Origin of the sequence: Clostridium kluyveri (assembly GCF_001902295.1) — a bacterium.
Lineage (GTDB): Bacteria > Bacillota > Clostridia > Clostridiales > Clostridiaceae > Clostridium_B > Clostridium_B kluyveri_B.
Genome location: NZ_CP018335.1, coordinates 3,658,664 through 3,684,742, shown reverse-complemented (window position 1 = coordinate 3,684,742; position 26,079 = coordinate 3,658,664). Strand labels below are relative to the sequence as shown.

The window sequence follows — 26,079 nt, the reverse complement described above, 5'->3', positions numbered from 1 at the left end:
ATTAAATTTAAGGTGTATCAAATAATTTTTAAGGGGAGTTTATAAATGATTAGAATTATATTAAGTGGATGCAATGGCAAAATGGGAAAAGTAGTAACTAATTTAGCTGAAGGTTATTCCAGTTTGGCGATAGCAGCTGGAGTGGATAAAAACTGCGTGGAATCTAAATTTCCTGTATTTTCAGATATAACTAAGTGTAATATAGAAGGAGATGTGATATTGGACTTTTCAAGGGCTGAAGCTTTAGATTCCATTTTAAAATATGCTAAAGAAAAGAATATAGGAGTTATACTGTGTACTACAGGATATAGTGAAGAACAGGTTGAAAAAATTAATGAAGCTTCCAAATACATTCCTATGTTTAGGTCAGCTAATATGTCCATAGGCATAAATATGGTAAATAAAATATTAAAAAACATGAGTGCAGTTTTATATAAAAACTTTGATATAGAGATAATAGAAAAACACCATAATCAAAAAGTGGATTCTCCAAGTGGAACTGCACTGCTTCTTGGAAATACCATAAAAGATTCTATTGAGGAAAAATTAGATTTTGTAAATGGAAGAGAAGGTATTAAGAAGAGAACCCACAATGAGATAGGTATACATGCTATAAGAGGAGGAAGCATAGTAGGAGAACATGATGTTATATTTGCAGGACAGGGAGAAACCATAGAAATTAAGCATACTGCTATTTCCAGGGAAGTGTTTGCAGTAGGGGCCCTAAAAGCATGTGAGTTTATGTTTAATAGAGAAAAGGGTTTCTATTCAATGGATGATGTAATTGGTGGTAAATAATAAGATTTAAAGTTAATGGTTAAGAGTTAAGAGTTGTGGATGATTTTCTTCCGCTGAAGCTGCAGAAAATCTAAAATATTGTTATTAGAACTCTGTTCTAATAAGCTTTAAATTTAAGATTTTTCGCAGCAAAGTGGAGAAAAATTTTCCGTAACTCTTAACTCTTAATTACTAAAAAGAATCCATCCAGCTTTCTAACTTTTCCATACACAGCTTAAGTTTATCCATGCTGTATGCATAGGATATTCTAACGTGCCCCTCTCCGCCTGAGCCGAAAGCAGAGCCAGGAACAATAGCAACACCAGCCTCTTTTAAAAGTTTTTCGCAAAAGTCTTCACTACTTATAGAAAAGGTCTTTATAGAGGGGAATATGTAGAAAGCTCCTTCAGGTAAATTTGTATCAAAACCTAGGGATTTTAATTTGGTATAAATATAATCCCTTCTTTTTATGAATTCATTTTTCATATAGATTACATCCTCCATACAGTTTACAAGTCCCTCATAGGCACCCCATTGGGCCACAGAAGGGGCACAGGATACATTATATTGATGTACTTTCATTATCTCATCCATAATTGATGGGTGAGCACATATATATCCTACTCTAAGTCCCGTCATGGAAAACATTTTAGAAAATCCGCCTATTAGTATAACTTTATTTCGTATCTTTTCATATTGAGCAATGGAATAATAATTTTCTTTAAAACACAGGCAAGCATACATTTCATCACTTACAACAATGGCATCATGTTTACATAATAAATTAAAAAGTTTTTTATTATCTTTTTCAGACAGTACAGCACCAGTAGGATTAGAAGGATAAGATAAAACTATTATTTTAGGTTTTTCATTTTCCAATATTTTTTTTAGTTCATCGAAATCTATAGAAAAATCTTCTTTTAAGTTATAATTTATTACAGTACCTCTTAAAATGCTTACACAGCTTTCATAAGCAGGGTAGGCAGGTGTGGGTATCAATACTTTGTCCCCGGGATTTATAAGAGCAGTAAAAGTGTCCATAAGTGCTTCACTGCCGCCCACAGTGATGCAGATTTCTTCTGGATTATAAAATATGTCTAAATTTTCAAGATAACTGGATATTTCTCTTCTAAGCTCCAATATTCCTGCATTTTGTGTATAGGTAGTTTTATTTTGTTCGATAGCTTTTATCATGGCAATCTTAATTTTTTCAGGTACATTAAAATCAGGTTGACCCAGAGTTAAAGATATAGCACCTGGATAAAGGGCAACCTTATTATAAAATTTTCTGATGCCGGATATTTCTATATTTTTAACATTTTCTGATATGGAATTCTTTAAAAGGGTATTCAATTTCTCACGTCCAATCTATATAATTAAATTAATTTGCTACTTATTACTAGTTTATATTATATATTTTAAGTCCTATAAAATAAACTGGTAATTTATAATTTATGGCGTATTTTACGAATTATTTATTCTCAAATATTTGTTTTGAAAAGTGAAATAATTCTTAATTTATATGGCAGCAAAATAATAAGCAAGATCCTAAAAATCATTTTAGAATCTTGCTTATTAAAGGAGATCTCATCCAGATTTGAACTGGAGATAAAGGTTCTATAAGTTGTATATCTTGCTAAAAAGGTTGATAATATTTATTTTTAGCCATCTTGTAGTATAGTACCATGTTAAAATTATAACATAGTTAAAAATAGGAGTAAACAAGTAACATATTCCAAGTTGTTATCCTAAATTATATGCATATTCCCACAATGTTCATGTGGTGGTATAATTATGTAAGACAATATTATGGGATGGGAGATAAATAACGATGATTAGAATAATGTTAGAAAAACTAAAAGAGAAACCGTTTTCTGTCGTTTTAATCCAATCAATTATTATTTTGCTTTTTTCTAATGTGGTTACACATCTTGTGTTTCCAATGTGGCAAGAATATAATGGGATTTTTCATTCATCTATGGAGCTAGTTTGTATAATCATAGCGGCTAATTTATTTCTGGTAGTATGGTGTAGATACTATAGCAATTCTGTTAAAAACCAAATTATAGCATTGGGTTTCCTAGCAATAGCAATTTTTGATGTTTTGCATACTTTTTATTTTACCACTTTAGGATTTTCGCCAAAGAATTACTTTGATTTATCAGTGAGATTTTGGATTGTTAGCAGAATCACTGAAGCAATTTTACTTTTAATTATTACCACTAATTTATCTAAAATAAAAATAAACAAATGGATAGGAGTATCTGGTTCACTTATTTATTCCATTGGTATATCATATCTCATGGTTTTTCATAAAAATCTTTTTCCAATATTATATACTTCAAATGGGATAACTAATATTAAAATATTATTTGAATACTGTATAATATTTATATTAATTGCTGCAGCATGGAATTTAAAAGGGAAAATAAGTAATAAGGATACGTTTACATACAAATACATTGCTATTACAATTCTGATATTTATACCTGCTGAAATTTGCTTTACCACGTATAAAACGTTCACAGACTTTGTGATGGCTTATGGACATGTTTTAAAGGTAACATATTATATATGTCTATTTAAAGGCATAGTAAAAACGGAGATGGATTATCCCTATTTAAAGTTGGATGAAGTGAATAAACGATTAAGAGATATACTAAATGCCATTCCACTGGCAATCCATACTTATGATAAGGAGCTAAGGATAACTTTTGCAAACAAGAGATTTGAAGAGTTACTTCAGTGTAAATCATCTAACATAGTTGGGTTAACAATGACTGAACTTTTAAAGAAAATTAAAAAAATTGATAGAGAAGATGAGAATGAGCTTCCAAGTAGTTTAATAGAAAAAGGTATAAGTGTGGATAATGTTGTTAGAACATATAAAACACTAGAGGGCAATTCAGTTAAGCTCCTTGTTAATATTCATAAAATAGAAAATGGTGTTATGTTTATATCAAAAGAAGCTGCCTGTGAGCAAGCTATTGAAAATTTAAATTTGCAAACGGAAACTATTCTAAATTCTATGCTATATCCAGCAATGATATTGAATAATCAGGGTATTATAACTGCTTGCAATGTATCATTTCAAAATTTAATAGACTTAGGTAAGGATGATATTATAGGGAGTTCTCTTGTTAAGATAAATAAAATGATAAATTTTGATAATGAAGAAATAGCAAATAAATTTTTTGGGGGGAACTTGTATGATGAATACTATGAGGCCTCACTGGTTTCAATAAAAGGTATTAAAAGGAAGATAACTGGACAAGTATCGCCTATATATAATGTTGAAAATAAGAAGATTGGAATAATATCTGTAATGCAGGATGTTACTGAACTGCAGAATAATCAAGAAAGATTAATAAATCAAGAAAAGCTGGCATTGTTAGGGCAAATGGGGGCCAGTATAGTTCATGATACGAGAAATTTTTTAACTACAATAAATGGTTCTTGTCAGTTAATTGAGCTTTACTCAGATGATGTAAAAATAAAGGAATGTGCTAAAAGAATTAAAATGGATACTGATGAGATTAATAGAATCATGAGCGATTTTTTAACTTTAGCAAAACCAGCCAATATTGCTGTTGAGGAAGTGTCAGTATATGATTTACTGAGTTCAGTGAAGAATTTGCTTCAGACCTCATCATTGATAAAAGGAATAAATATTGAATTTAACTTTAATCATGATGAACGGTATTTAATGTGTGACCAAGTGAGAATTAGGCAGGTGATTTTAAATATATGTAAAAATGCAATTGAAGCAATGGAGAATGTAGAACAGCCAGTTTTAAAGATTCAAACTGATATTGATGAGTTCACTAATGAAATATATGTGGAAATAACTGACAATGGAGCAGGTATACCTAAAGAAATTATTTCTAAGCTTGGAACTCCGTTTTTCACTACCAAAGAAAATGGAACTGGTTTAGGTCTGAGTTCTTGTTTTCAGATAATCGGTGAACATAAAGGAAAGATCGAGGTGAAAAGTGAATTAAATGTTGGGACAACTTTCAATATAATTTTACCGTGTATATCTGATGAAGATGTGGATGAAAAACTAATTTAGCTAATTTAAGCGTTCCGATAAAACAAAAGCTGTGGTTTATCTACTGATAAACCACAGCTCATATTGATTTGGAGGCGCCACCCAGATTTGAACTGGGGATAAAGGTTTTGCAGACCTCTGCCTTACCACTTGGCTATAGCGCCATATTACTGGAGCGGAAGACGGGATTTGAACCCGCGACGTTCACCTTGGCAAGGTGACGCTCTACCACTGAGCCACTCCCGCAAAACTGGTGGCCAGACCAGGAATCGAACCAGGGACACGAGGATTTTCAGTCCTCTGCTCTACCGACTGAGCTATCTGGCCAAATGGCGACCCAGAAGGGACTTGAACCCTCGACCTCCGGCGTGACAGGCCGGCACTCTAACCAGCTGAGCCACTGGGCCATAATGGTGGGCACAACAGGGCTCGAACCTGTGACCCTCTGCTTGTAAGGCAGATGCTCTCCCAGCTGAGCTATGCGCCCGTGAAACTTTTGTTACGTGACAAATAATATTATATATTCACATCTACATATTGTCAATACTTTATTATAATTTTTTAATATATTACTAAAATCAGAAGTTATATTAAAAAATTGGATGAATTTCATCTATGAAAGTCAGGTAATCTCTTAATATAATATGGTTTAATCTTAAAAATTATTACTGTCGATATTTGACAGCAGAAAATTGAATAGAGATTTTGTTTAGACATATACTACTTTGGAAGGGAGTGTGAATAAATGCTGTTGTTAACCATAGTATATAACAAAGAAAGAGATCATATAATGCAGGGAATAAGAGAGATAAAAGAATATTTTAAACACAAAGATATACTTATTGGAATATATGAAAGTATCGAGTGTAATACTCACTTCCTTAAAATATTTTGTGACAGAGAAATTAATAATAAACTTAACAATATATTTGATATACATGCTGCTAATATTATATATAACATAATAATAGATGAATTTTGTAAAAAGGATATGGCAGCTTTTTTATCTGACGCATATTTTTTCTTGAGATATGAAGAATTAGAAGGAATTAAAAAAGAGAGTTTAAAAGTATTAAGGGGAGAAATGGAAATCAAAGATGAAGATTCTATTTATTATATAAATAAAAAAAATGATATAATAGATAAAATATGCAGATGTATAAATGAAAATAGGGAAATAAATATAGAGGGATTTATAACCTTTAGAATGAAAGAACTTCTAGAGGATTTAGAGACAATTATTGATCGGGTAGTAGAAAAATACATGGCGGAAAAAGAATATAATGAGTTTATAAAACTTTTAAAATATTTTGTAGAAATTCAGGAAAGCAAAATGAACTATTTGAATATAATTGTCTCAAATGATGGAAAATACATTATAAATAATGAGCGGGAAGAAGATATAACGGATAGTTTTTTTAAAGACTTAACGGAATTAAAATATAATGACAATACTGATTTAGATGATATTTTAATAAGTGCACTCATAACGAATTCACCTGAAAATATAGTAATACATTGTGCCCATAATTGTAAGAACAAAGAATTAATAGATACTATAAAAAATGTTTTTACACATAGGGTTAAATTTTGTGATGATTGCAAAACTTGCAGGCTTATAAAAAATAATTTAAACAGGGTATAGAGTATAAAAACTTCTATTTTTATATTGACATAATAATTTTAGAATAATATAATGATTGAAAATAGAAATAAAGACTATGAAGAGGAAAGTAGATAGAACGTTTGCTTTAAGAGAGAAGGATTGTAGGCTGAAATATCCTTTAAGTAAAATTTATTAAAAACCGCCTTGGAGTTGTATACTGAAATTTAGTAGGTATTTCCGTTATCCTGCGTTAAGGACACAGAGATGGTAGCATTTAAGATATACTTTATATAAAGTGTGATGCTATTAATTTGGGTGGAACCACGGCAAAACTCGTCCCATTTTTAGGGAAGGGTTTTTTATTTGCTCAATTTTATTGATATAATAATTTATTTGAAAGTTAAAATATGAAGGGCTGTTTGAAGGAGGAATAGGTGTGATAAAAATAAGTTTAAAAAATGGTAAAGAAATAGAAGTGGAAAGAGGATTAAAAGTAATTGATATTGCAGCAAAACTAAGTATTTCTTTATCCAAAAAGGCATTGGGAGCTGCAGTAAATGGCAAAGTTGTAGAACTCAATTATGAAGTTAATGAAGATTGTAAACTTGAAGTTTTAACCTTTGAAGATGAGGAAGGAAAGAAGATATTGAGACATACAGCTTCTCATATACTTGCCCAGGCCATAAAAAGATTATATCCAGAAGTTAAGCTCGCTATAGGACCGGCTATAGATTCAGGATTTTATTACGATGTGGATGCTGAATTTTCCTTTACTCCTGAATTGCTTGAAAAAATCGAAGGTAAAATGAATGAAATAATTAAGGAAAATATAAAATTGGAAAGATTTGAACTTCCAAGAGAAGAAGCTATAAAGTTTATGGAAGAGAAAAATGAACCCTATAAAGTGGAATTAATAAAAGATTTACCAGAGGATTCAATAATATCTTTCTATAAACAGGGTGATTTTGTAGATCTCTGTGCAGGTCCTCATGTACCTTCTACAGGAAGAGCTAAAGCTGTAAAGCTCCTTTCTATAGCGGGGGCTTACTGGAGGGGAAATGAAAATAATAAAATGCTTCAAAGAATATATGGTACTGTATTTGAAAAGAAAAGTGATCTTCAGGATTATCTTAGATTAATGGAAGAGGCGAAGAAAAGGGATCACAGAAAGTTAGGCAAAGAATTGGATTTATTCAGTATACATGAAGAAGGACCAGGATTTCCGTTTTTTCATCCAAAGGGAATGGTAATTAGAAATACCCTGCAAAATTTTTGGAGAGAAATGCATTACAAGGCAGATTATAGTGAAATAATGACTCCTATCATATTAAATGAGGAATTATGGCATAGATCAGGACATTGGGATCATTATAAAGAAAATATGTATTTTACCAAAATAGATGATGGAAATTATGCTATAAAACCTATGAATTGTCCAGGGTCAATACTTGTGTACAAAAATGATATAAGATCTTATAGGGATCTTCCTAAAAGATATGCTGAAATGGGTGTAGTTCACAGACATGAAAAATCCGGTGCACTACATGGTCTTATGAGAGTACGATGTTTTACTCAGGATGATGCTCATATATTTGTTACTAAGGATGATATTGCGGATGAAATAATAAAGGTAATAGATCTCATAGATAATTTTTATAAAATATTTGGTTTTGAGTATTTTGTTGAACTTTCCACAAGGCCTGAGGATTCCATGGGCAGTGATGAAGATTGGGAAGCTGCAACAGAGGGATTGAAAAATGCACTGAGAATTGTAGGACTTGACTATAAGATTAATGAGGGAGATGGAGCCTTTTATGGTCCTAAAATAGATTTTCACTTAAAGGATTGCATAGGAAGAACATGGCAGTGTGGAACTGTGCAGCTGGATTTTCAGATGCCTGAAAAATTTGATCTAAATTATATAGGGGCAGATGGGGAAAAACACAGGCCTGTTATGATACACAGGGTAGTATTTGGATCTATAGAGAGATTTATAGGTATTCTCATAGAACATTATGCAGGAGCATTCCCTGCATGGATTGCTCCTGTGCAGGTTCAGGTTATGAATATTACCGATGCTCAGGCAGATTATGTGGAAGAAGTAGCTAACACGTTGAAAGAAAATAATATACGAGTAGAATGTGATATTAGAAATGAAAAAATAGGATATAAAATAAGAGAAGCACAGATGCAAAAGGTTCCTTACATGATTATTTTAGGGGATAAGGAAATGAAAGATAAAAATATATCTGTAAGAAGTAGAAAAGAAGGGGATATAGGAGCTATGTCCTTGGAAAATTTTATATTAAAGCTTAAAGAAGAAATAGATAAAAAAATAAGCCATGTATAATTGAATTTTTTAGAAAATGCCAATAATTATATATTGACTGCAGTCAATAAAAATAGTATAATGTAAGACGTTAAGAAGAAACAGCCGTTTCTCACCTTACAGCAAAGCTAGTAAGGTTGTGTTTATAATAATTTTTTATTATAAAGATTCTTTGCTATGGGATGTATTTAAGGGCGGCTTTAGGCCGCTTTTTTTATGTGTAACAATAAGTTTATTTATAAGTAGGAAAAGCATCATTGAGAGGAGGAATTTATTATGCCAAAAATGAAGACTAAAAAAAGTGTGGCTAAAAGATTTAAACTTACAGGAACAGGTAAATTAAAGAGAGCACAAGCTTTTAAAAGTCATATATTGACAAAGAAGAGTAGAAAGACTAAAAGAAATCTTAGAAAAACAGCATATGTTTCAGAGACTCAGGAAAAAGTAATGAAAAAACTATTACCTTATGTGTAACTGAATAATTCTAAAAGGAGGTTTTTATTATGGCAAGAGTAAAAAGGGCGGTAAATGCCCGTAAACATCATAGAAAAATATTAAAACTTGCAAAGGGCTATTATGGCGGCAAGAGTAAATTATTTAAAACTGCTAACGAAAGTGTTATAAGGGCTTTAAGAAATGCCTATGTGGGCAGAAAGCTAAAGAAAAGGGATTTTAGAAAACTTTGGATAGTAAGAATAAATGCTGCAGCTAGAATAAATGGGTTGTCTTATTCTAAATTTATGAACGGAATAAAAACTGCGGGTATTAATATAAATAGAAAAATGCTTTCAGAAATAGCTATAAATGATCCTAAAACATTTACAGAATTAGTTCAAGTAGCCAAAGCGCAGTTAAATGCGTAAATTTAGGAATACATCAAATAAGTGGAGCAAGATTTTGCTGCACTTATTTTTATCCCACAAGTCTTATGTGGAGAATATGTCTCTATAGCAAATTCAGCTGAATTTAAGGGTCATTTAATAATATGGAGAGGGTTATATGGATATAATTAGAAGTAAGGATAATTTGCATGTAAAGGAAGCCAAAAAATTAAAAGAAAAAAAATATAGAATTCGAAGGAAAGAATTCATAATAGAAGGTTTCAGGTTTGTAAAGGAAGCTATTAATTCTGAATTTTATGTATCTCAAATATTTTTAAGTGAGTATTTTACAAATAGGGAAGAAAGATTTTTTCTGGAAAGAAATAATAAAGTGAAATGTCCTATATATTTTGTTGCAGATGAGATACTGAGAAGCATAAGCTGTACAGAAAATCCCCAAGGAATAATTGCCGTGGTAAAAAACAAAGAGTTAAATATTAAAGATGAGCAGGGATTTTATGTTTTGGCAGATAGAATACAAGATCCAGGAAATATGGGGACTATAATAAGAAGTGCCCACGCATCAGGAGCGCTGGGTATTATAACTACTAAAGGAACAGTAGATATATATAATGAAAAAACACTGAGGGCCACCATGGGATCTATATTTTACATACCTATAATTCAGGATGAAAATCTTGAAAAGGTAAGCTCTTTAAAGCAAATGGGTTTTAAGTTAATATCCAGTTCTCTTGATTCAGATATTAATTTTTATAATATGGACTTAAAGGGGAAAATTATAATTGCAATAGGAAATGAAGGAAGCGGGCTTTCAGAAGATGTGAAGAAAATTTCAGATATAGAAGTGAATATTCCAATGCCAGGGGGGGCTGAATCCTTAAATGCAGCCGTGGCAGCTTCCATAATGATGTTTGAAGTAGTTAGACAAAAGTTGAATTTATGTGTTGACAATATTTAAATGTGTATGTAAAATCTAAAGGTATAAGTAAAAATTTAATATTATGTTTTGGAATACTGTGAAAGAGAAAGTAGATATACGAAAGTTTTTTAGAGAGAAAAAGTTATGGCTGAGAGCTTTTTTAAAATGGAAGTATATTGAAGTTCGCTCTGGAGTACTTGCTGTGAAATTAAAGTATCTTTCAATCGATAATAAACTAAAGATATCAAGTAGCAGTTAAGCGGGAAATACCGATAAATATACAAAGAGGATATTATTTTTAATGTCAATTTGGGTGGTAACGCGGATTAGTTCGTCCCTTAAGGGGAGGGGCTTTTTTTATTTTTAAATTTGGTGTTATTTTTAGAAAGGAGCATTTAAGATGAAAAAAAAATTAGAACAGATAAAGGAAAATGCATTTAAAGAATTACAAGATAAGAGAAAAGATTTAGATATAGAAAGTATAAGAATTAAATATTTAGGTAAAAAAGGTGAACTCACTCATATATTAAGAGGTATGAAAGAACTTTCCAAAGAAGAAAGACCAATTATAGGAAAACTTGCTAATGATATTAGAACTGCTCTTGAAAATGCAATAGAGGAAGCTTCTCAGAGAATAAAATCTAGTGAAAGGGAATCAAGAGTTAAAGGTGAAACTATTGATATCACTATGCCAGGGATAAAGCAGAATATAGGAAGACGTCATCCTTTAGAACAAGTTCTTGAGGATATGAAGGAAATATTTGTTTCTATGGGGTTTACCATAGAAGAAGGGCCTGAAGTAGAGCTGGACTATTATAATTTTGAGGCTCTTAATATACCCAAGAATCATCCAGCCAGAGGAGAACAGGATACTTTCTACATAAATGATAATTTAGTTTTAAGGACTCAAACTTCTCCCACACAGATAAGAACTATGGAAAAACAAAAACCACCAATAAAAATGATATCTCCAGGGAAGGTTTACCGTTCGGATTCAGTAGATGCAACTCATTCCCCTATATTTTATCAGATGGAGGGACTTGTAGTTGACAAAGGTATAACTTTTGCAGATTTAAAAGGTACCCTTGAACTATTTGCCAGAAAAATGTTTGGAGATAAAATGAAAATAAAGTTCAGACCACATCATTTTCCTTTTACAGAACCCTCTGCAGAAATGGACGCTACCTGTTTTGTATGTAATGGAGAAGGTTGTAGGGTATGTAAGGGAGAAGGGTGGATAGAGCTTTTAGGTTGTGGCATGGTTCATCCTCAGGTTTTAAGAAATTGTAACATAGATCCTGAAATATATAGTGGATTTGCCTTTGGTATGGGAGTAGATAGAATGGTTATGTTAAAGTATGGAATAGATGATATAAGAAATATGTATGAAAGTGACATGAGATTTCTAAATCAATTTTAACATGTAGATTAATAGTACGGAGTTTAATCAACATAATTATATTTTAGAGAGGAGATTTTTATTATGAAGGTTCCAGTAACATGGTTAAAAGATTATGTAGATATAAATATTACAGGTAAGGAGTTGGGGGACAGACTTACTTTGAGCGGTTCAAAGGTAGAAGAGGTAGTTACAACAGGAGAAGATATACAAAATGTAGTTACAGGTAAATTAATAAAAATAGAAAATCACCCCGGGGCAGATAATTTGTTTGTATGTCAGGTGGATGTGGGAAAGGGAGAACCACTGCAAATTATAACGGCAGCTAAGAATATGAAAGAAAAAGATGTAATTCCCGTAGCATTACATGATTCCATCATTTATGGAGGAGTAAAAATAAAAAAGGGAAAGCTTAGAGGACTTGTATCAAACGGTATGTTCTGTTCTGAGGAGGAACTTGGAATAGCAGGAGATAAACAGATTGAGGGACTTATGATTTTACCGGAGGATACTCCTATTGGAAAAGACATAAAAGAGGTATTAAATATGACAAGTTCCATATTGGATCTGGAAATAACCTCTAATAGGCCCGATTGCTTAAGTATTTTGGGAATAGCCAGGGAAACTGCGGCAACTTTAAATGAAACCTATAGATTGCCTGAATTTAAATATAGCTCTTCTTATGATGGAAATATACAGGACAAATTAAAAGTTGAAATAAAAGACGGACTTTGTAGAAGATATATAGCAAGAGGAATAGAAGATGTAAAAATAAAACCTTCTCCTTCATGGATGGAAGAAAGACTACTAGAGGCAGGAGTAAGACCTATAAATAACATAGTAGATATAACAAACTTTGTGATGTTGGAAATGGGCATACCTATGCATGCCTATGATATAAGGGAAATAACTTCAGGAAGTATAGTGGTTGAAAGGGCAGCAGAAGGAGAAAAATTTATTACACTTGATAGTGAAGAGAGAATATTGGATAAAGACATACTTACTATAAAAGATGGGAATAGAACTATAGGAATTGCAGGAATAATGGGAGGACTTAATTCTGAAATCAGAGAGGATACTTCTTCAGTTGTTTTTGAGTGTGCTAATTTTAACGGAACCAACATAAGAATTTCTTCTCAAAAATTAGCTCTTAGAACAGAAGCTTCCTCCAGGTTTGAAAAAGATTTGGATCCTAATTTAGCTGAAATGGCTATGGATAGAGCCTGCTATTTAATAGAGATGCTTGATTGCGGAAGGGTAATGCAAGGTACTATAGATGTATATAATGAAAAAGTTTATCCTCATAATTTAGAGGTTGATTGTAATTGGATAAACAGATTCCTTGGAACCAATATACCGAAGGGAAATATGGCGGAATATTTAAATAGGCTGGCATTGAGGACAGAAATAGATAAGGATACTTTAAAAATAGAGGTTCCAACTTTTCGTGGAGATATAAATATAAAAGAAGATGTGGCAGAGGAAATAGCAAGAATATATGGCTATGACAATATACCTTCTACCATAATAAAAAGTGTAAGTACAAAGGGGGGGAAAAATGAGAAACAAAAATTAGACGATAAAGTGATAGAAACAATGATTTCAAGTGGATTCAGTCAATCCATAAACTATTCTTTCATTAGTAGAAAAGTATTTGATAAAATACTTTTACCAGAAGATAGTTCTCTTAGAAATGCAGTAATTATAAAAAATCCTCTGGGAGAAGATTATAGTATAATGAGGACTACCACATTATCTTCAATGTTGGAATGTCTAAGCAGAAATTACTCTAGAAAAAATGAAATGGTAAGATTATTTGAAATAGGAAAAGTATATATCCCTCATGAAGATACACATAAACTTCCTAAGGAAAAGAATATCATAACCATAGGCATGTATGGCAGTTCAGATTATTTTAATTTAAAAGGCGCTGTAGAAAATATACTGGAAATTTTAAAAATAGAGAGATTTTCTTTTCAAAGAGAGAGTGAAAATCCAAGCTTTCACCCGGGAAGAACTGCACTGCTCTACATAAAAAAAGACTTGGTGGGAATATTGGGAGAAATACATCCTAAAGTATGTGAGAATTATGAGGTTGAAGAAAGGTGCTGTGCAGCAGAACTTAATTTAGATATATTATATAAACATGCCAATTCTTACAATAAATATACTCCCCTTCCTAAATTCCCATCGGTTACTAGGGATTTGGCAGTGTTGGTAGATGACTATATATTGGTACAGGATATAGAGGATATTATAAAAAAACAAGGCGGAAATATGGTAGAAAAAGTAAAATTCTTTGATATCTATAAAGGAAAACAAATAGAGGCGGGTAAAAAGAGTATAGCCTACTCCATATCTTATAGACTTTCAAATAAAACACTTACCGATGCTGAAGTTAACAAAGTCCACGATAAAATATTGAAGGCTTTAGAATACAAACTGGGAGCACAGCTTAGATAAAGTTATTCTTATGGCTTAGATTGAAATTAATATTTTTCTTTTTCTAAGCCTTAAAACATGCTTTTTATTGTATATTATGGTATAATCTATATAGAAATATATGGAATTTTTAAATAATATATTTAATATGTAATAGATTTATGATAAAATATCCCTATGGGTTTAGAAAACATCATGATCTGAGAGGGTGTTTAAATGAATGTAGTGACAGTTTTTATAAATGGAATTGAATATAATTTAAAAGGAGACGAGCAAGAGGAATATTTACATAAGGTTGCCAGTTATGTAGACAAAAAAATAAAGGATGTATTGAAAAATAATGGTAAGTTAAGCACTTCCTCAGCTGCTGTTTTATCTGCAATTAACGTAGCAGATGATATGTTAAAAACGCAAAAGATCAATCATGAGTTGTTAAAGGAATTGGATAAAATGAGGGAAATTGAGAAATCCAACAGGGAACAGATTGATTTTTTAAAAGAAGAGCTTAGTTCTTTAGAGGAAATTAACATGGAGTTTAAAATTAAACTTGAAAATAGTAGCGACAGCAAGAACATAAACGAGAAAGAACGCCAGAACAACAAATTGCAGGAAGAATTGAAAGTTGCGAAAGAATCAGCTCAAAAATATATCAATGAAAATAGAAAACTTATGTCACAAAATAAAGAATTGAAATTTCAAGTACAATCTGAAAAATATAAGGTAATAGATCTTCAACATAAATTAATAGAAAATGAAATAAGTCTGGTAAAGGAAAAAAAACAAAAAAACCCTCTTTTAAATAATGATGGAGTAAAATAAAAAAACTCAAGGCTCGTTACCTTGAGTTATATAATTTAATATGCACAAATATTAGCAGCATGGACCGCATGTAGCTATTGCTCCAAGTGTTGCGTTATTGATAGAAAGGGTACCAACAGTAACTGCACTAGTAACAGTTGCAATCACAGTATAGGTACAGCAGTCATTACTAAAACAAGAATTGCAGTCACATACAAAGAATGAGAATGTCTGGCTGGAAAGTAATGCTACCAAGTTAAAAGTGTATGCAGGTCCAATAGGAACAGGAGTAAGTTGGTTGCCGCATTGCCTAAATATTTGGAAATTTAGAGTACCGGTAAAGGCAACAGCTGCAACAAGATTACTTGCAAATTCAAGCTTAATGCATGGATCCTCTAATCTACTAGTATCTAATGTTAGTGAAGTAAGAGGAAAAGTAGTTCCTGCAACAGTAGCAGCAGGTATTGTAACTGAACCAGGGCTGCTGCATTTTATAATAGTCGGACAGAATTTTTCTATCTTTTTCTTGCAAGGCTCAAACTCATGTTTGCTGCAAGGGTCACAATCATAATATCTTGACATAGAGTTCATAAAAGAAATCCTCCTTTTTATATTAAAGTTAAATATATTAGAGCAAAAATGGCTTACGAGTATATATTGATAATTTTGTCATTAGTCTCTACTATAATATATGATTTCCAGAAAAAAAGGTGATCACATATAAAAAAACTTAAAGTATTTCAGTGGAATCCTCATCACTATCATAGTAAGGGAATAATGGTTCTAAGTTTTGATCAGGATAAAATTTAGGAACGGGAGTTCTTTCGAATATTTCGCATGGATTTTCTTCGGATTCTTCACATGGCTCATCTGGAATTGGACAGTAGCTGTAAGCTGGAATGAGCAATTGTACAATAAGTTCACACTTTACAATAATGTAGTACCCTAAGGTAATATCCAAAACAAAATTTCCTGAAGAATCTTCTACTAATTCACCGTCCAAAGCATCTGCAACCATTTCCAGTTTGATAATATTTGAATCCGTATCTTTAGGGTAAGCAGCAGGTGTAAAGTTACCGGAAGTCTCAGCTATTGAATCCGGACAGTAAAACTTTCCAATTACATCTGTTCTATTGATTTCATAAAATTCGGTTTTATTTACATTATTACAATCAATGTAATCTGCGTAGAAAGAAATAACATAAGAAATAATAACTTTTTTGAAACCTTCATTCCTTTTAATTGGAATCCTATCTACAGAAATTAACTTTATATTAAAATCTCTACTTCCAAGATATCTCTTAGGATCAGCAAGAGCATTACTTCTCAATTCACAATCTGTTTTATTTGTATCAGGTCCTTCATTATATACAAGACACCTTTTAATTAGGCATTGATCAAATACTTTAGGTACCTCAATACAAACTAACTCAGAAGGATCAGGTAAACGTCCTTGTTTGTTTACAAGACCAGGACGCGGTACAAATTTATTAAAGTTAATGGACATAAATTCTCCTCCTTTTTAAATATTTATTTTCAAAAAAATATGCAATCCTACACTGATATAGTATGCTTCATTATTTATAGTTGTGATTTTAGTAATACATTTTATAAAGATTTTATAAAATATAAATAGGGGGAGGTGAAAAATGTTATGATAAATAAATACCCATGGATATTTATAAATAATAAGAAGGAAGTATGGAAATTCTATTTAAATAGTAATGGTGAATTAATGTATAAAATAATATATGAAAAAGAAAAATGGACTGAAGAAAAAGTTATTGATACAGGAATAATTGAATTTGCAATATGTGTAGAAGATGAATTAATTCATATATTATATGTCAATAAAAGAAATGAAGTAAAATACTGCAGGAGAAAAGATGAAAAGTGGATTGGAGAAAGAGTTTATAGCATAAGAAAAGATAATTTTGAAGTGCAGGATTTAAAAGCTGTGATTTTACAAGGGAAAATGCATCTATTTTATTTACTGGCTGCAGTAGATGGCAGTAAACGGGGAATTTTAAAGCACTGTCTTTGGGATGGTAAAAAAATAAAACTGTATACTATTCAATATATAGTTTTATCAGATAAAGTTGATAAATATTATGAAATACAATTAAACAAGAAAGATTACATTGATGTTTTTTTCATTTCAAATAGAGGTGATGAATTATCCTTAAATTATTGTACTTACAAACATTCTTGGAGTGAAGCTAAAAGGCTTTATGGAGTTCAATGTGATAATATAATATTTAAAGTATTAAATACAAATTATGCTTATAATATAATTAATAAAATTAAAGAGGGAGCCACATATTCCCTGGAACATGTCCGTATTGAAGAAAATGTCAGTATGAAAAAATATCAAATTTACAAGGGCAGTATAGAACCTGTTGAACCAATTATATTTTATATAGATGAGAAAATGTTTACTTGCTGGCATGAAGGAGGTCGTATTTTCTGTTCTGAATATAAGTTTGGCAAATGGGAAGTTCCAGTTAAATTTAATAAGAATTTAAGAGAACCCATTAAGTCATATAATTTTTTAAATATGGGAAATACAAGTGGATCACATATAGTTTATGGTACAGAAGATATGGATTTATATGTTTTTACCTTTGAAGAGTTAGTTGAAAATTATATATCCGCAGTAGAAGAAGAAAAATTATCAAGTGACTCTAGTATTGGGGCTGAAGATAAAGGTATTGAAGAAATAAAAGATAAATTTAAAAGAATATGTTATGAAAATAGTCTTCTTAAAGAAAAAATTGATTCATTTAGTGTTAATATGAAAAAGAAAAAATTTATTGTACAGGAGTATGAAGATAAAATCAATAGAATACTTGAAGAAAAAAAGAAATTGAAGGAACACTGTAATTTTTTTATGGAAGTTAAACAAAATGTTCAAAAAGAATTGGATGAAACAAAAAATGAATTGGAAAAGCAGAGAATGTTTAATAATAATATTAAAAATGATCTAAATAAAAAAAGTAAAGATAATAAACTTCTTAAGGAAAAAATAGATTCTTTAATAGAAGAGAATGCTAGACTTAAAGAAGAATTGGATTTTGAGAGAAGTCAATCCTTAGTGACAAAATTATTTAGAAAGAAGGAGTAATTTAATGTGCTCCTTCTTTAAATTATGTCATATTTATAGGATTAGGTAATAACTTTGGTATAGAGGGTTTTGGTTTATATGTCTACAAGTATATTTGATAATTTATAAATACATATTGTATATAGGGCTTTTATTTTCAAGTCTATATATTTTTAGAGATTGTGTAATTATGGAAATATGTGGGCAAAGATACAGGAATTATTTTATTTCTAAGAGTAATTCATTTATATTCTTCTCCATTATCTTTTGGATATTCATCTTCGTATTCCTCTGGGTATTCATCCTCATATTCATATTCATCTTCGTCTATTCCTGAGCTTGGAGTCCTGTCAGAAAATAATGGTTTTAAATTTTGATCTGGATAAAATTTAGGTACTGGAGCTTTAATAAATTTATCACATAAGTTTTCTTCAGGTTCAGGTGCACATGGCTCCTTAGGTACTGGACAGTAACTATAAGCAGGTATTAACAGCTGTACTACTATTTGACACTTAACTATAATATAATAACCTAAAGTGATATCTAGATATTTTCTGTCATTGCATTCAGTTAATACTCCCTGAAGTGCTTCTGCTACCATTTCAAGTTTTATGATGTTTGTATCACAGTCATTTAAGTTATTGGAATTAACAGAGCTGTTAGATGCCTTAGAGAGTGAGTCAGGACAGTAGAAGCTTCCAATTATATCTTTTCTATTAATTTCGAAAAGTTCGCATCTGTTTACTGCATTACAGTCAATATAGTCTGCATAAAAGGATATAACGTAACAAATAATTATTTTTTTAAATCCAGTTTTCCCTATAATAGGGATTTGTTCTACGGATTTTAATGTAATTTTGAAATCTCTGCAGCCTGCAAATATTTTTGGTTCATCTAAGGGATTACTCCTTAATTCACAGTCTGAGGTGTCTGTATCAGGACCTTCATTATAAAAAAGGCATCTTTTAATTAAACACTGGTCAAAAACTTTAGGCACCTCAATACAAACTAATTCCGATGGGTCCGGCAGGCAGCCTTGCTTATTTACAAGTCCAGGACGTGGTGTGAAATTATTAAAGTTTATTGACATAGTTTTCCTCCTTTTAAGAAGTATACAATATTTACATTATATATTATGCTTAAAAATCATAGGTGTGATTTTTTTATAATAAATAATGATTCAACAATAACGTATTTACTTCCCTATTAAATAGAATTTATTCGAAAAATAATTAGTCTTGAATTTTATTTTTTAATATATCCCACATCACTATCCTTTGTGTATGTAATTATCAAGTGATTTAGAAGTAAGAATCACCTAATATTATAATATGCATTATAGTATATTTTGTTAACTTCAATAGGAGCTAGTTCTAAAAACTAGCCCCTATTTCTATAAATATTATTTTTTTTGCTTTAATTCATCAATTGGAAAATTCCAGTCTGAATCCAATGTAGGGTATGATTTTCTAACTTGTCTTTTAACACCCTGCTTGGAAGTATTTCTAGCACAGTTGTTAGAACCATCCAAGTATGAAATTTGTTGTTTCTGTAATAGTTTCAAGCATAAATATACAACTGATTTGTCAGTAAATTCTTCAAATTCTTCTTCATTGATAAATCCCTCAATTGGAATACCTCTGTCGTCAATATCTGCATCAAAAACTGCAGACCATTCTAGTTCACAAAAAATAGGTTCATTAAAAATTTCAATATTGGATCTATCTGCTTCTCTTATATTTTTTCCTTTTCTTTTATTATCAAAATACCTGGCTACTCTAGGAGGAAGGTTTGGAGAAACTTTTGGAAAATTTTCAAATTTTACTTCAGTATAAGCTTTGAATGGAACGTGAACAGTAGTATCTTTAATACTTCCTCCTATTCCTGATTCAGTAGTACATTCTCTTACAGCATATTCTATATTTTTTCTTATATAACCTTCGATAAATACCTTATTAGTTGGTGCAATATATCTGCATTGGGTTAAGAATATCTGTTTTTCTATTCTCTTTATTTCATAAGAAGGCTCATTTAGTCTTATCTTTGACTCTGAATCTATTTGAATCACAAGTTCTGCAAGAACTTTTGGAACTTTGTATTCTCCTTGTGGCCATGGATAATTAGTAGCAGGCACAAGTGTATCTGCATTTATAATTCTAGCATTACAGGTAGAATCACAAGAAAAGTTAGTGTTTTCCATTTTATTATCTCCTTTTTTAAAAAAGTTCAGGATAATAATGTTGTTTTATATCCTAGTACATACTATTCTAAAATAAAAAAAATGTACACATAAAATCTACAAATCATATTTATAGGATTTTATATTTATCTGGTCTCCTAGGTGGATTTATTGTATAATGTGGTTATTTTATGATACTATAAATAAGAATTCATCCAAATAAATTGTGAACTGTAAATCGTGAATTGTGAATTAATATATAGGGAGACGGATTTATGAAAAAAATAGAGTTGTTAGCTCCAGCAGGAAATATGGAAAGCTTATATGCTGCAGTTCAAGCAGGGGCAAATGCAGTTTATTTAGGGGGAGATAGATTTTCTGCCAGGGCTTATGCCCATAATTTTGATGATACTTCCATGAGAGATGCAGTGAAATATTGTCATCTATATAATGTAAAAATCTATGTAACCATGAACACCATAATGAAAGAAGAAGAATTGAATAAAGCTTGTGAGTATGCAAAATTTTTATATGATATAGGAGTAGATGCTCTTATAATACAGGACATTGGCTTTTTTTATATACTGAAGGAGAATATACCAGACTTTGAAATCCATGCTTCTACTCAGATGACAGTACATAATGGAGAGGCTGCACTTTTTTTAAGTAATATGGGATTTAAGAGAATAGTGCTTTCAAGAGAACTCTCTTTAAAAGAGATAAGGCATATATCTAAAGAACTTGAAATAGAAACGGAAATATTTATACACGGGGCCCTTTGTGTATGTTATTCAGGACAGTGTCTTATGAGTAGTATTATTGGTGGAAGAAGCGGAAATAGAGGAAGGTGTGCCCAACCCTGTAGACTTCCCTATAAAATAGTAAATAAAAAAGAAGGTACCGAAAAAAGTGGATATCTTTTAAGTCCCAAGGATATGTGTACTATTGAAGATATGCATAAAATAATAGAAAGTGGTACATCTTCCTTAAAAATTGAAGGAAGGATGAAAAGGGCTGAATATGTAGCTGGAGTTGTGACAGAATATAAAAATGCAATTGAAAATTTTTATGATAATTTTTCTTCCTGGCGTAATGATATATGTATAAACAGGGATACACAAAAAAACCTTTTACAATTATTTAATAGAGAAGGTTTTTCCAAGGCTTATCTATATGGGAATACGGGAAAAGACATGATGGCATATTCCTTTCCTAAAAACACTGGAATTAAAATAGGAAGGGCAGAAAATGATAAAACCATTTTTTTATGTGAAGATATATCTTTAAATGATGGAGTGAGAGCTGGAAATGAAGGTTTTACTATTTCTAAGATAATTAAACATGAGCAGGAAGTAAATAAAGCTTATAAAGGAGAAAAGGTAAAAATTATACCAGCTAAATATAATAGTGGAAGTATAATATATAAAACTTCCGATTTTGAACAGATAACACGATTACAAAATATATATAGTAATCCCTATAGGAAAAAATTTGCTTTGAATTTGAAAGTAGAATTTCAGATGGGAAAACCTATTGTACTCTGCACTAATTTTAAGGGCAAAGATTTTAAAGTAGAGGGAGAAAAGGTTTTAGAAGCACTAAAACAACCTCTGAGTAAAGATAGAATATGTAAAAGTATAAATAAAACAGGGGATAACATATTTCAATTTGATAATATAGAATTTGAAAATTTTGAGGAAGGGTTTTTACCTATATCAGATATAAATCAAATTAGAAGAAAACTTCTAAATGAGATTGAAAAATATATATTAAGTATAGATAGAAAAAATAATGTTTTAAATAGTATATCTTTAAAAAGAAAATTTAATGAAATTTCTCTTCCTGAAAAAATGGCAGTTGTAAATAGCAGTGAGCAGTTAGAAGCTGCCCTTGAAATGGAGTTTAATCATATATGCATAAATCCATTTCAAAGAAATGGAGACATTAATTTAGGAAGTATTAAAGTTGATAAGATATATATCAAAATACCTAATATAATAAGAATGGAATTTGATTATATAGAAGAATTTATAAATAAAAATTTAAGTAGAATACAGGGAATAGTTACAGGGAATCTAGGTATAATAAGTAAATTTTCTAATAAAATACAGATCTTTGGCGATTATAAATTGAATATAACAAATAATTATGCTTTGGAAGTTTATAACAAGTTTACTAATGGAAATTGCTTGAGTGTGGAATTAAATAGAAATGAGATAAAAAAAATTATTTCAAATAGTAATTTTAGAAGCCAGATACTAGTATATGGGAAAATAGAGGCTATGGTGAGTGAATACTGTGCTATAGGAAGTATTTTTGGAGGCAAATCTAGTTGTAAAAATTGTAATAAAGTCTGTGAAAAAGGAGACTTCTTACTTGTAGACAGGAAGAAAAAAGGATTTACATTAAAAACAGATAAATTCTGCAGAAGTTATATATACAATACAGTACCTGTTAACTTGATTTCAAATATAAAAGATTTAAGAAATATGGGTATCAATTCTTTTAGAGTTGATTTTATTGACGAAAATTATAAAAGGACAAAAGAGATATTAAAATATTTTAAAGAAGAACAGTTTAAAGGCGATTTTAGTAAATTTACAAGATCACATTATAGAAATGGAGTAGAATAGATATAATTTTAGCCTTGAAAGGAAGGATAAATTTAAATGAATGAAAAATCACTAAGGATTTTAGAATTTTATAAAGTAAAAGATGAATTAAAGAAGTATACAAATACTAATGCAGCCAAGGATTTAGTGGATAATTTAAAGCCCTATGATAATATATATGATGTAAGAGAACATTTGGAAGAGACTGAAGAGGCATTAAAACTCATTATATCCAGGGGAAATCCTCCCTTTGATGGAGTTTACGATGTGAGACAGGGTATAAAAATGGCGCAAAAAGGTTCTATACTTATGCCAGCACAAATTTTTAGAATAGGAGCTATTTTAAAAGCTTCCAGAAGATTTGAAAAATATGTAAAGGCGAAGGAAGAAGGGGAAGGTTTCAGAATTATAGAAGATATTTGTCAGGGTATTGTTTCATTAAAGGGTTTAGAAGATAAAATTTTTATTTCCATAGAAGGTGAGGATGAAATATCAGACAGGGCTAGTTCTCTTTTGTATAACATCAGAAAGAGTCTCAGGGATAAAAATGCCTCTGTAAGAGATAAGGTAAACTCGCTTATAAGAAATTATTCTTCTTATTTGCAGGATAATTTGTATACTATAAGAGGAGATAGATATGTACTGCCGGTAAGGGCAGAAAATAAGGCTTCAGTACCAGGTCTTGTTCATGATCAAAGTTCCAGTGGTTCAACATTGTATATAGAACCTATGGCTCTTGTGAATTTAAATAATGAAATAAAAGAATTAAAGTTAAGAGAAAAGGCTGAAATAGATAGGATATTATATGAACTGTCCCGAGAAATACAGGATAATATAATTGTGATTAAAAATAATGCAGATATAATATGGGAATTGGATTTCATATTTGCAAAAGCTAAATTTGGAAGTGAACTAAATGGTAATATACCTATGGTAAATGATAATTGTGTAATGGATATAATAGAGGGAAGGCATCCTCTTATAGATAAAAAAGCAGTAGTACCTATGGATGTATATATGGGTAAGGATTTTACTTGCCTCGTTATAACAGGACCTAATACTGGAGGAAAAACTGTAACTCTTAAAACTATAGGACTTTTACACATTATGGCTCTAAGTGGGCTTATGATACCTGCCAGGGAAGGTTCAACCATAGGATTTTTTATGGAAATATTTGCAGATATTGGGGATGAACAGAGCATAGAACAGAACTTATCTACTTTTTCTTCTCATATGACTAATATAGTTAATATAATAAATAATTCTGATGAAAAGTCTTTAATATTATTTGATGAATTGGGAGCTGGTACAGATCCTACAGAAGGGGCGGCACTTGCCGTATCCATACTGGAAAATTTGAAAGATAGAGGTTCTATGATAGTTGCTACAACTCATTACAGTGAATTGAAAGCTTATGCCCTAAAAAGTAATGGAGTAGAAAATGCTTCAGTAGAATTTGATGTGGATACTTTAAAACCTACATATAAACTTATGATAGGGATACCTGGAAAATCAAATGCCTTTGAAATATCCAAAAGACTTGGACTACCTGAATTTATAATAAAAGATGCAAGAGAAAATATAGCAAGTGAGGCTTTAAAATTTGAAGATCTGATTCAAAGTCTTCAGGAAAAAAGGATAAAGGCTGAAAGTTATTTTAGGGAAGCAGAAATTTTAAAAAGAGAATCAGCTAAAATAAAAGAAAAATATGAACAGAAAGCTATTAGATTGCAAGAAGTAAGGGATAAATCCATTACAGAAGCCCATAGAAAAGCCAGAGAAATAATAACGGAATCTAAAGAAGAGGCAGATAGAATTTTAAAGGACATAAGAGAATTAGAAAGAATGGGATATAGTTCTTCTGTAAAGCATGAATTAGAAGAACGTAGAAAGATGCTTAAAGATAAGCTGGAAGATGTTGAAGAAGACTTACATAAAGCTAAAAGTGAAAATGGTCAGCAGCTTAAATCTGTAAAAGAGGGTGAAGAAGTATTTATTCCATCACTAAACCAAAAGGTATTGGTATTATCAAAACCCGATAATAAGGGAGAAGTACAAGTTCAAGCGGGCATTATGAAAATAAGTGTTAATTTAAAAGAATTAAGGGCATCTAAGGGAAACACTAAAAACACAGATAAAAAATTAAAAAGAGAAGCTAATTTGAATTTAAGAAGTGTTGCTGCGTCAGTGGATTTAAGGGGAATGGATTCTATAGAGGCAGCCTATATTACAGATAAGTATTTAGATGATGCATATGTAGCAGGACTTAAAGAAGTAACTATAATACATGGAAAAGGTACGGGGGTATTAAGAAGTTCTATAACAGATATGTTAAAATCTCATTCCCATGTAAAAAACTATAGAATTGGTGAGTATGGTGAAGGTGGTACTGGAGTTACAATAGTAGAATTGAAATAGAGTTGATTAGGAGGAAAAAAATGATATTGGTTAGTGCATGTTTGTGTGGAATTAATACTAAATATAATGGAGAAAACAATCTTTCTCAGGAGGTATTAAAACTTATAAGGAAAGAGAGAATAATACCTATATGTCCAGAACAGCTGGGGGGACTTACCACTCCAAGAGAACCTTGTGAAATACGTGGAGGTACAGGAGGCGATGTGCTGGATAGAAAAGCTATTGTAGTGACTTCAGATGGAAAAAATGTTACGGATAATTTTTTAAGAGGTGCCTATGAAACTTTAAATATAGCTAAAGCATTCAATATAAAAAAGGCCATATTAAAATCTAAAAGTCCTTCCTGTGGTCATAATAAAATTTATGATGGCAGTTTTAAGAAAAATATCATAAAAGGAAATGGAGTTACAACAGAACTGCTTATTAAAAACGGAATAAAGATATATACAGAAGAAGATATATCAAGTGGTTCTAAGGTTTAGATGGAGTTCGTTCATAAGTAATACTTTCTCCATCTGAACCTTATTGACAGTATTCTTAGTTTAGAATACGTTATTCTTTAGGGGAATAACTTATAAGGGGATGCAGCAATGATTATACCCCA

At 30.9% G+C, this 26,079-nt stretch carries 19 protein-coding genes, 5 tRNA genes and 3 other annotated features; of the genes, 14 read left to right on the top strand and 10 right to left on the bottom strand.

What is annotated here, in order from left to right; all coding sequences use genetic code 11:
- Nucleotides 1–45: 45 nt before the first annotated feature.
- A complete protein-coding gene (dapB, locus tag BS101_RS17750; protein ID WP_073540037.1) occupies nucleotides 46–798 on the top strand; it encodes a 4-hydroxy-tetrahydrodipicolinate reductase in 753 nt (250 codons plus the stop codon).
- A 171-nt stretch (nucleotides 799–969) separates the two neighbouring features.
- Here dapB and BS101_RS17745 read toward each other — a convergent pair whose 3' ends face one another.
- The gene (locus BS101_RS17745) at nucleotides 970–2,130 is read right to left on the bottom strand and encodes a pyridoxal phosphate-dependent aminotransferase (protein ID WP_073540036.1); all 1,161 of its coding nucleotides are present in this window, start codon (nucleotides 2,128–2,130) and stop codon (nucleotides 970–972) included.
- Nucleotides 2,131–2,608: 478 nt separating this feature from the next.
- On the opposite strand from BS101_RS17745, the gene BS101_RS17740 reads away from it, so the two are divergent.
- Nucleotides 2,609–4,849: an MASE3 domain-containing protein gene (locus BS101_RS17740; RefSeq protein WP_073540035.1), complete on the top strand. Its 2,241-nt coding sequence runs from the start codon at nucleotides 2,609–2,611 to the stop codon at nucleotides 4,847–4,849.
- Between the two features lie 69 nt (nucleotides 4,850–4,918).
- On the opposite strand, the gene BS101_RS17735 is transcribed toward BS101_RS17740, so the two are convergent.
- The 5 genes from BS101_RS17735 to BS101_RS17715 all read right to left on the bottom strand — a co-directional run bounded on the left by BS101_RS17735 (nucleotide 4,919) and on the right by BS101_RS17715 (nucleotide 5,315).
- A tRNA-Cys gene (locus tag BS101_RS17735) sits at nucleotides 4,919–4,992 on the bottom strand.
- A gap of 7 nt (nucleotides 4,993–4,999) precedes the next feature.
- Nucleotides 5,000–5,074, bottom strand: a tRNA-Gly gene (locus tag BS101_RS17730).
- Between the two features lie 5 nt (nucleotides 5,075–5,079).
- A tRNA-Phe gene (locus tag BS101_RS17725) sits at nucleotides 5,080–5,155 on the bottom strand.
- Between the two features lie 3 nt (nucleotides 5,156–5,158).
- Nucleotides 5,159–5,235, bottom strand: a tRNA-Asp gene (locus BS101_RS17720).
- Nucleotides 5,236–5,239: 4 nt separating this feature from the next.
- Nucleotides 5,240–5,315 (bottom strand) — tRNA-Val (locus tag BS101_RS17715).
- 258 nt (nucleotides 5,316–5,573) lie between these two features.
- On the opposite strand from BS101_RS17715, the gene ytxC reads away from it, so the two are divergent.
- From ytxC to zapA, 8 genes are all read left to right on the top strand, one after another.
- The gene (ytxC, locus tag BS101_RS17710; protein WP_073540034.1) at nucleotides 5,574–6,473 is read left to right on the top strand and encodes a putative sporulation protein YtxC; all 900 of its coding nucleotides are present in this window, start codon (nucleotides 5,574–5,576) and stop codon (nucleotides 6,471–6,473) included.
- 67 nt (nucleotides 6,474–6,540) lie between these two features.
- Nucleotides 6,541–6,778, top strand: a binding site (T-box leader).
- Nucleotides 6,779–6,870: 92 nt separating this feature from the next.
- Nucleotides 6,871–8,784: a threonine--tRNA ligase gene (gene thrS, locus BS101_RS17705; protein WP_073540033.1), complete on the top strand. Its 1,914-nt coding sequence runs from the start codon at nucleotides 6,871–6,873 to the stop codon at nucleotides 8,782–8,784.
- A gap of 66 nt (nucleotides 8,785–8,850) precedes the next feature.
- Nucleotides 8,851–8,986: a sequence feature (ribosomal protein L20 leader region), on the top strand.
- Between the two features lie 53 nt (nucleotides 8,987–9,039).
- Nucleotides 9,040–9,237 carry a 50S ribosomal protein L35 gene (rpmI, locus tag BS101_RS17700; RefSeq protein ID WP_012103540.1) on the top strand — a complete coding sequence of 66 codons (198 nt, stop codon included), beginning with the start codon at nucleotides 9,040–9,042 and terminating at the stop codon, nucleotides 9,235–9,237.
- Between the two features lie 29 nt (nucleotides 9,238–9,266).
- A complete protein-coding gene (gene rplT / locus BS101_RS17695; protein WP_073540032.1) occupies nucleotides 9,267–9,626 on the top strand; it encodes a 50S ribosomal protein L20 in 360 nt (119 codons plus the stop codon).
- A 136-nt stretch (nucleotides 9,627–9,762) separates the two neighbouring features.
- Complete coding sequence (locus BS101_RS17690; protein WP_073540031.1) at nucleotides 9,763–10,563, top strand: TrmH family RNA methyltransferase; 801 nt, start codon at nucleotides 9,763–9,765, stop codon at nucleotides 10,561–10,563.
- 49 nt (nucleotides 10,564–10,612) lie between these two features.
- Nucleotides 10,613–10,866, top strand: a binding site (T-box leader).
- 58 nt (nucleotides 10,867–10,924) lie between these two features.
- The gene (gene pheS, locus BS101_RS17685) at nucleotides 10,925–11,944 is read left to right on the top strand and encodes a phenylalanine--tRNA ligase subunit alpha (RefSeq protein ID WP_073540030.1); all 1,020 of its coding nucleotides are present in this window, start codon (nucleotides 10,925–10,927) and stop codon (nucleotides 11,942–11,944) included.
- Between the two features lie 63 nt (nucleotides 11,945–12,007).
- Nucleotides 12,008–14,386, top strand: a complete 2,379-nt coding sequence (gene pheT, locus BS101_RS17680) for a phenylalanine--tRNA ligase subunit beta (protein WP_073540029.1) — start codon at nucleotides 12,008–12,010, stop codon at nucleotides 14,384–14,386.
- 195 nt (nucleotides 14,387–14,581) lie between these two features.
- Nucleotides 14,582–15,184, top strand: coding sequence for a cell division protein ZapA (gene zapA, locus BS101_RS17675; protein ID WP_073540028.1), 603 nt, complete (start codon nucleotides 14,582–14,584; stop codon nucleotides 15,182–15,184).
- Nucleotides 15,185–15,235: 51 nt separating this feature from the next.
- Here the strand turns inward: zapA and BS101_RS17670 are convergent, their stop codons facing one another.
- Together BS101_RS17670 and BS101_RS17665 are read right to left on the bottom strand one after the other, a co-directional pair.
- Nucleotides 15,236–15,754 (bottom strand): DUF4489 domain-containing protein, encoded by a 519-nt coding sequence (locus tag BS101_RS17670; protein ID WP_073540027.1) that lies wholly within the window; start codon nucleotides 15,752–15,754, stop codon nucleotides 15,236–15,238.
- A 139-nt stretch (nucleotides 15,755–15,893) separates the two neighbouring features.
- Nucleotides 15,894–16,670 (bottom strand): hypothetical protein, encoded by a 777-nt coding sequence (locus tag BS101_RS17665; protein ID WP_073540026.1) that lies wholly within the window; start codon nucleotides 16,668–16,670, stop codon nucleotides 15,894–15,896.
- Between the two features lie 147 nt (nucleotides 16,671–16,817).
- Between BS101_RS17665 and BS101_RS17660 the strand changes: the two genes are divergently transcribed.
- A complete protein-coding gene (locus BS101_RS17660) occupies nucleotides 16,818–18,287 on the top strand; it encodes a hypothetical protein (protein WP_073540025.1) in 1,470 nt (489 codons plus the stop codon).
- 220 nt (nucleotides 18,288–18,507) lie between these two features.
- Here BS101_RS17660 and BS101_RS17655 read toward each other — a convergent pair whose 3' ends face one another.
- Both BS101_RS17655 and BS101_RS17650 read right to left on the bottom strand, forming a co-directional pair.
- Entirely contained in the window at nucleotides 18,508–19,356 is an 849-nt protein-coding gene (locus BS101_RS17655) for a hypothetical protein (RefSeq protein WP_073540024.1), read from the bottom strand.
- A gap of 312 nt (nucleotides 19,357–19,668) precedes the next feature.
- Nucleotides 19,669–20,466 carry a CsxC family protein gene (locus BS101_RS17650; RefSeq protein ID WP_073540023.1) on the bottom strand — a complete coding sequence of 266 codons (798 nt, stop codon included), beginning with the start codon at nucleotides 20,464–20,466 and terminating at the stop codon, nucleotides 19,669–19,671.
- 254 nt (nucleotides 20,467–20,720) lie between these two features.
- Between BS101_RS17650 and BS101_RS17645 the strand changes: the two genes are divergently transcribed.
- The 3 genes from BS101_RS17645 to BS101_RS17635 are packed head-to-tail and all read left to right on the top strand — an operon-like array spanning nucleotide 20,721 to nucleotide 25,957.
- Nucleotides 20,721–23,078 carry a U32 family peptidase gene (locus BS101_RS17645; RefSeq protein ID WP_073540022.1) on the top strand — a complete coding sequence of 786 codons (2,358 nt, stop codon included), beginning with the start codon at nucleotides 20,721–20,723 and terminating at the stop codon, nucleotides 23,076–23,078.
- Between the two features lie 36 nt (nucleotides 23,079–23,114).
- Entirely contained in the window at nucleotides 23,115–25,475 is a 2,361-nt protein-coding gene (locus tag BS101_RS17640; protein ID WP_073540021.1) for an endonuclease MutS2, read from the top strand.
- 20 nt (nucleotides 25,476–25,495) lie between these two features.
- Nucleotides 25,496–25,957 (top strand): DUF523 domain-containing protein, encoded by a 462-nt coding sequence (locus tag BS101_RS17635; RefSeq protein ID WP_073540020.1) that lies wholly within the window; start codon nucleotides 25,496–25,498, stop codon nucleotides 25,955–25,957.
- Nucleotides 25,958–26,079: the final 122 nt, after the last annotated feature.